The organism is Rhizobium alarense, assembly GCF_021555155.1.
GTDB classification, from domain to species: domain Bacteria; phylum Pseudomonadota; class Alphaproteobacteria; order Rhizobiales; family Rhizobiaceae; genus Rhizobium_D; species Rhizobium_D alarense.
Genome location: NZ_JAKGBU010000034.1, coordinates 35,515 through 41,850, shown reverse-complemented (window position 1 = coordinate 41,850; position 6,336 = coordinate 35,515). Strand labels below are relative to the sequence as shown.

Sequence of the window (6,336 nt, the reverse complement as noted above, 5' to 3'; positions counted from 1 at the left end):
GCCGCGGCGGGCGACAAGGTCGATCTCGCCAAGCTTCGTGCGGTAGCGCAGCGCGACGATGCGGTAGCCCTTGCAGAGCAGGTAGAGGGCGGCGACATATTCCGCGACATGGCCGCGGCGGAAGGCCCTCCGCCGTCTGGGGTCGGCCGATTTTTCCGCCCGCCTAGCCGCCATCGCCAGCCTTCAAGTCGAGAAGCCGCTGATAGAGGTCACGGCGCGGGAGTCCCGTCTGGCGTGCCGCCTCCGTCGCGGCCCTGCCCGCCGGCATCGAACCGGCGAGCCGGCGCAGGATCGCATCCGCATCGTGCGCCTCCATCGGCACGGCCTCCGCCGGCGGACCGACGACCAGCACGATCTCGCCCCTCACCGTGCCTCCCGAATTGTAATGCGCGGCCAGTTCGCCGAGCGTCCCGCGGCGGAACTCCTCGAACGTCTTGGTGAGCTCGCGACAGACGCAGGCCGGGCGCCCGTCGCCGAGCACGTCCGCCGCGGCTGCAAGCGTAGCCGCGATGCGGTGCGGCGACTCGAAGAACAGAAGCGTCGCCGGCACGCCGGCCACGTCCGCCAGCCGATCGCGGCGGGCCTTGTCCTTCGTCGGCAGGAAGCCGCCGAAGAAGAAGGCGTCGTTCGGCAGCCCCGAGCCGACCAATGCCGCAAGCGGCGCCGAGGCACCGGGGATCGGGACGACGCGATGGCCCGCCTCGATGGCACGCTGCCCGAGGCGGTAACCCGGGTCTGAGACGAGCGGCGTGCCGGCGTCGGAGACGAGCGCAACCGACCTGCCGGCATCGAGCACCGCGATCAGCCGCTCCCCGGCTTCGTCCGCATTGTGTTCGTGGTAGGCAAAGGGCCGATTGACGATCCCGTACCGGTCGAGCAGGACGCGCGTCACGCGCGTATCCTCGCAGGCCAGCACATCGGCGCCTGCAAGCGTTTCCAGCGCGCGCAGCGTGATATCGCCGAGATTGCCGATGGGTGTCGCGACCAGGTAGAGCGCCGGCTCGAGCGGACGGGCGGGAACCAGCGCGTTGTGCAGCCTGAAGCTCCGCTCGGCGCCCGCCCCGCTGCTATCCTTCACCTGACGTTCCTTCAACGGAATTCCCCTTTCGGCATGCCTGCGCCTTCACGCGACTCTCCTTATGAGCGAGCCGCGAAGAGACGACAAGGTGGACGCTCCGGGGATTATGGCGGGGCGTGACCGCTTGCCTCTTGCAATCCTTCGCGGGTTTCTGCCATTTTGCCCGTCCACATCCTTCCGGCACCTGCCGAAACGAAGAACTAGGAACGCGTCGGACTTCCGGCGCGCAAGCGGTCGAAAGCGGTAGATCTCCATGCGCATAACTCTCGAGCGGGCCAACCTCCTGAAATCGCTGAACCACGTGCACCGCGTGGTCGAGCGGCGCAACACGATCCCGATCCTTTCGAACGTGCTGCTGCGCTCCGACGGCGCGAGCCTCGAAATGAAGGCGACGGACCTCGACCTCGAAATCACGGAAGCCACGGCGGCGCAGGTCGAGCAGGCCGGTGCCACGACGGTGCCCGCGCATCTGCTCTACGACATCGTGCGCAAGCTGCCGGACGGTTCCGAAGTGCTGCTCTCCACCAACCCGGATGGCGCGACGATGACCGTCGCCTCCGGCCGCTCCAAGTTCTCGCTGCAATGCCTGCCGCAGGCGGACTTCCCCGATCTCACCGCCGGCAGCTTCACCCACACGTTCCGCATCAAGGCGACGGACCTCAAGATGCTGATCGACCGCACGCAGTTCGCGATCTCGACGGAAGAGACGCGCTATTATCTGAACGGCATCTTCATCCATACCATCGAGAGCGACGGCAAGCTCAAGCTGCGTGCGGTTGCGACCGACGGCCACCGTCTTGCGCGCGCCGACATCGAGGCGCCGTCGGGGTCGGAGGGCATGCCCGGCATCATCATCCCGCGCAAGACCGTCGGCGAACTGCAGAAGCTCGTCGACACGCCGGACGTCGTCGTCTCGGTGGAAGTGTCGGACGCCAAGATCCGCTTCACGATCGGCTCGATCATCATGACGTCGAAACTCATCGACGGCACGTTTCCGGATTACCAGCGTGTCATTCCGGCGAACAACGACAAAGAACTCAAGATCGACTGCCAGTCCTTCGCCCAGGCCGTCGACCGTGTTTCCACCATCTCCTCGGAGCGCGGCCGCGCGGTGAAGCTGTCGCTGGCCGACGGCCAGATGACGCTCACGGTCAACAACCCGGATTCCGGCAGTGCGACGGAAGAGCTTCCGGTCGGCTACGACAACGATCCGCTGGAGATCGGCTTCAACGCGAAATACCTGCTCGACATCACGGCACAGCTCTCCGGCACCGATGCCGTTTTCATGCTGGCCGATCCCGGTTCGCCGACGCTGGTGCGCGATCTCGCCGGCGACGACGCCCTCTATGTGCTGATGCCGATGCGCGTCTGACCGGGCGCGCCTTCGCCCGATCGTCCCGCCCTCCGGCGGGCGGCGGATTTCTTTTTTCCGAACAAGGCATTGCCGGCGCCATATTCCAAAAAGAAGTTTCGACCGGCGACGTTTACAGACTTGTTTTTGACGCAAATTCGTCCACATACTCCCCGCGAAAGCCGTGTCGGGCGGGTCCGAAGCATGAGGCGAACCGGGGGACGAGATGAATTTGCGGGTCAGGGTCAAGGAACGTCTCGGCAGGAAATTCGACGACGAGATTCGCTTCTTCAAAGGCTGGATGAGCAATACCAGGGCGGTGGGCTCGATCATTCCGACATCCTCCGTCACGGCACGACGCATGGCGAGCGTTACGGACCCGTCCTCCGACCTTCCGGTCCTCGAGCTCGGTCCCGGCACAGGCGTCATCACGAAAGCGATTCTCCAGCGCGGCATCGAGCCCGCTCGCCTCGTTTCCGTCGAATATTCGACGGACTTCTACAATCATCTCCTCGCGCGCTTTTCCGGCGTCCGCTTCATCAACGGCGACGCGTTCGATCTCGACAGGACGCTGGGCGACCTGAAGGACCAGACCTTCGACAGCGTCGTGTCGGCGGTGCCTCTCCTCAATTTCCCGATGCACAGGCGCGTATCGCTGATTGAAGACCTGCTGGGCCGCATCCCGGTCGGGCGACCCGTCGTGCAGATTTCCTACGGCCCGCTCTCCCCCGTCATCGCGATGCCCGACCGCTACCAGATCTCGCATCTCGACTTCGTTGTCCGCAACATTCCGCCGGCGCAGCTCTGGGTCTACCGCAGGACGCACTGACGCGGTCCGGGCGAATGTTGGCGCTCTATATCAGCCACCCGCAGGTCCGGATCGACGCAAGTGTTCCGGTGCCTGACTGGCAACTCTCCGACTGCGGGCGGGCGAGAGCCCGCAACGCTTCGGCGACACGCTGGATGGCCGGAGTCGGCCGCCTCGTTTCGAGCGGCGAGCGCAAGGCGATCGAAACGGCGGAGGTGCTCGCCGACGGGCGCGTTGCCATCGAAATTCGGGCCGGCATGGGCGAGAACGACCGTTCGGCGACCGGATTTCTCGATCCGCCGGCCTTCGAGGCCGCCGCCGACCGGTTCTTCGCCCATCCGGAGAAGAGCTACCGCGGCTGGGAGCGCGCCATCGACGCCCAGCGCCGCATCGCGGCCGCCGTGGACGCCGTGCTGACCGGCCATGACCCGTCCGTTCCGATCGCCTTCGTTGGCCATGGCGGCGTCGGCACCCTGCTGAAATGCCATCTCGCCGGGCAGCCGATCTCCCGCTTACAGGACCAGCCGGCGGGCGGCGGCAATCTCTTCGCCTTCCGGCTTGCGGACCGGGCCGTTACGTGCAACTGGACCCCGATGGAAAGCTTCGAGGGATTCGACCATGGCAGCGCGTGACCGCCTCATCGTCGGGCTGGACGTGCCGAGCATCCGGGATGCGGAAAGCATCGTCCGCACGCTCGGAAGCAACGTCCTCTTCTACAAGATCGGCTACCAGCTCGCCTTCGCAGGCGGGCTCGAATTCGCGCGGGATCTCGCGCGCGAGGGCAAGAAGATCTTCCTCGACATGAAGCTGCTCGACATCGACAACACGGTTGCGAAGGGCGTGGAGAACATTGCCCGGATGGGCGTGTCGATGCTGACGCTGCATGCCTATCCGAAGGCGATGGTGGCCGCGGTCAAGGCCGCGGAGGGCTCCGGCCTCTGCCTGCTGGGCGTGACGGTGCTCACCTCCATGGACGAGAAGGATCTGATCAGCGCGGGTTATGAATACGATCCGCACACGCTCGTGCTCAGGCGGGCGGAGCAGGCCCGCATCGCCGGCATGGGCGGCGTCGTCTGCTCGGCGGAGGAAGCGAAGGCCGTGCGCAAGATCGTCGGCCCCGACATGGCGATCGTGACGCCCGGCATCCGGCCGGCCGGTGCCGACAGGGGCGACCAGAAGCGTGTTATGACGCCGGCGGAGGCTCTGAAGGCCGGGGCGAGCCATCTCGTCGTCGCGCGCCCGATCGTCCAGGCCGACGATCCGCTTGCGGCGGCCAGGGCCATCCTGTCCGAGATGGATGCGGCAACGGCCGCCTGACGGCCGGGAGGAAAGACAATGCCCAAGGGATACTGGATCGCGCGCGTCGATATCCGCGACCCCGAGCGCTACAAGGACTATGTCGCCGCGGCCAAACCGGCCTTCGAAAGATATGGCGCGACCTTCCTCGCGCGCGGCGGGCCCTTCCAGCGCCTCGAAGGCGAGGTCCGGGCGCGCAACGTCGTCATCGAGTTCCCCTCGCTTCAGGCGGCCGTCGACTGCTACCATTCGCCCGAATACCAGCGCGCTGCCGCGATCCGGCAGGAAGCGGCGGACGCAGAGATGGTGGTGGTCGAGGGCGTCTGAGACCCGCCACCGTCTGCGCCAATCGGCCGCCCCGATCGGGCGCGCGGTGCCTTCACCTGCCGGGCGCTTTCGGCTATGTAGGCCTCACCCACCTCTTCGTGCTCAGGAGCAGCCCCATGACCTTGTCCAACCTTCCGCCGCTAGTCACCGTTTTCGGTGGATCGGGTTTCGTGGGTCGGCACGTGGTGCGGGCGCTCGCCCGGCGCGGCTACCGAATCCGCGTAGCCGTGCGCCGGCCGGATCTCGCCGGCTTCCTTCAACCGATCGGCGGCCTCGGCCAGATTTCCTTCGTCCAGGCGAACCTGCGTTACCGCGCCTCCGTCGACCGCGCCGTCCAGGGTGCCGATCATGTCGTCAACTGCGTCGGCATCCTCTTCGAGAGCGGCCGCAACACGTTCGATTCCGTGCAGGATTTCGGCGCACGCGCCGTGGCTGAAGCCGCGCGCGCCGCCGGCGCCACGCTGACCCATGTCTCCGCCATCGGCGCCGACGTCAATTCCGCATCGAGCTACGGCCGCACGAAGGGCCGTGCGGAGAAGGCGATCCTCGAAACGAAACCCGATGCCATCATCCTGCGCCCGTCCATCATCTTCGGGCCTGAGGACGGTTTCTTCAACAAGTTCGCCGAGATGGCACGTTTCGCGCCGGCCCTGCCGCTGATCGGCGGCGGCCACACCAAGTTCCAGCCGGTCTATGTCGCCGACGTCGCCGAGGCAGTCGCACGCTCCGTCGACGGCACGATCGACCGCGGCCGGATCTACGAACTCGGCGGCCCCGAGGTCCTGAGTTTCCGCCAGTGTCTCGAGATGATGCTGCGCATCATAGACCGGAAGCGCTCCTTCGTGTCGCTCCCCTTCCGCATCGCATCGATGATGGGGTCCGTCGCCTCGCTCGTGCCCTTCATCGCCCCGCCGCTGACGGCCGATCAGGTGACGCTGCTGAGATCCGACAACATCGTCTCCGACGAGGCCAAGAAGGAGGGCCGCACCATCCAGGCGATCGGCATCACGCCGGCGCTCGCCGAGGTGATCCTGCCGTCCTATCTGGTGCGCTATCGTCCGCAGGGCCAGTTTACCCGCAGTGGCAAGGCAGCCTGACCGGCGCCGTGCGTGGCAGGGGGCAACGGCTGGCAGCCGTTGCAATTCCGCCGCAGTGATATCTGCAGTGCGGCCTTTACCGCGGATTCAGCATGATCGCATATTGATGTTTATCGGCCCGGCGAATAAACACCGCCCGCGCCACGTCATGGTCCGCGAGATGCGGACTCGGCGCTGATCATTTCTTAAGAAGGCTTACCTGAATGGGCAAGGCAATTGCACTCTTCTTCGGCTGCGCGGCTCTGGTGATCGTCGCCGGTTCCTTCGCTGCGCCGACCACCGTCGTCGCGAGCAAGCAGGGCTGCGCGCCGGCCTATGGCGTCGACCCCTGCACGACCACCGCCACCACCCGCTAAGGGCCTGGACGCCGTCCGACCTT

9 protein-coding genes are annotated in these 6,336 nt (G+C 66.2%); 7 read left to right on the top strand and 2 right to left on the bottom strand.

The annotated features are described in order from the left end of the window. A partial coding sequence (locus tag LXM94_RS12565; protein ID WP_235771758.1) for a YraN family protein occupies window positions 1-174 on the bottom strand: 174 nt, incomplete at its 3' end. Then, window positions 164-1,078: a 16S rRNA (cytidine(1402)-2'-O)-methyltransferase gene (rsmI, locus tag LXM94_RS12560; protein ID WP_235771748.1), complete on the bottom strand. Its 915-nt coding sequence runs from the start codon at window positions 1,076-1,078 to the stop codon at window positions 164-166. The genes rsmI and LXM94_RS12565, both read right to left, overlap by 11 nt. A gap of 253 nt (window positions 1,079-1,331) precedes the next feature. Between rsmI and dnaN the strand changes: the two genes are divergently transcribed. The 7 genes from dnaN (at window position 1,332) to LXM94_RS12525 (ending at window position 6,313) form a co-directional block, all read left to right on the top strand. Further along, on the top strand, window positions 1,332-2,450 hold the full coding sequence (dnaN, locus tag LXM94_RS12555) for a DNA polymerase III subunit beta (protein WP_235771746.1): 1,119 nt from the start codon (window positions 1,332-1,334) through the stop codon (window positions 2,448-2,450). Between the two features lie 205 nt (window positions 2,451-2,655). Beyond that, window positions 2,656-3,258 (top strand): phospholipid N-methyltransferase PmtA, encoded by a 603-nt coding sequence (gene pmtA / locus LXM94_RS12550; RefSeq protein WP_235771744.1) that lies wholly within the window; start codon window positions 2,656-2,658, stop codon window positions 3,256-3,258. Window positions 3,259-3,272: 14 nt separating this feature from the next. Then, complete coding sequence (locus LXM94_RS12545) at window positions 3,273-3,869, top strand: histidine phosphatase family protein (protein ID WP_235771742.1); 597 nt, start codon at window positions 3,273-3,275, stop codon at window positions 3,867-3,869. Beyond that, the gene (gene pyrF, locus LXM94_RS12540) at window positions 3,856-4,554 is read left to right on the top strand and encodes an orotidine-5'-phosphate decarboxylase (protein ID WP_235771740.1); all 699 of its coding nucleotides are present in this window, start codon (window positions 3,856-3,858) and stop codon (window positions 4,552-4,554) included. Before LXM94_RS12545 ends, pyrF begins: the two co-directional genes overlap by 14 nt. Before the next feature lie 18 nt (window positions 4,555-4,572). Beyond that, window positions 4,573-4,860: a DUF1330 domain-containing protein gene (locus LXM94_RS12535; protein WP_235771738.1), complete on the top strand. Its 288-nt coding sequence runs from the start codon at window positions 4,573-4,575 to the stop codon at window positions 4,858-4,860. Window positions 4,861-4,976: 116 nt separating this feature from the next. After that, the gene (locus LXM94_RS12530) at window positions 4,977-5,957 is read left to right on the top strand and encodes a complex I NDUFA9 subunit family protein (RefSeq protein WP_235771736.1); all 981 of its coding nucleotides are present in this window, start codon (window positions 4,977-4,979) and stop codon (window positions 5,955-5,957) included. A 203-nt stretch (window positions 5,958-6,160) separates the two neighbouring features. Then, on the top strand, window positions 6,161-6,313 hold the full coding sequence (locus LXM94_RS12525) for a hypothetical protein (protein ID WP_235771734.1): 153 nt from the start codon (window positions 6,161-6,163) through the stop codon (window positions 6,311-6,313). Window positions 6,314-6,336: the final 23 nt, after the last annotated feature.

Bases quoted from the DNA above. Each gene is read 5' to 3' on its own strand.
- LXM94_RS12545 (WP_235771742.1), top strand. From the start codon at position 3,273: ATGTTGGCGCTCTATATCAGCCACCCGCAGGTCCGGATCGACGCAAGT.
- LXM94_RS12530 (WP_235771736.1), top strand. From the start codon at position 4,977: ATGACCTTGTCCAACCTTCCGCCGCTAGTCACCGTTTTCGGTGGATCG.
- pmtA (WP_235771744.1), top strand. From the start codon at position 2,656: ATGAATTTGCGGGTCAGGGTCAAGGAACGTCTCGGCAGGAAATTCGAC.
- LXM94_RS12535 (WP_235771738.1), top strand. From the start codon at position 4,573: ATGCCCAAGGGATACTGGATCGCGCGCGTCGATATCCGCGACCCCGAG.
- LXM94_RS12525 (WP_235771734.1), top strand. From the start codon at position 6,161: ATGGGCAAGGCAATTGCACTCTTCTTCGGCTGCGCGGCTCTGGTGATC.
- pyrF (WP_235771740.1), top strand. From the start codon at position 3,856: ATGGCAGCGCGTGACCGCCTCATCGTCGGGCTGGACGTGCCGAGCATC.
- dnaN (WP_235771746.1), top strand. From the start codon at position 1,332: ATGCGCATAACTCTCGAGCGGGCCAACCTCCTGAAATCGCTGAACCAC.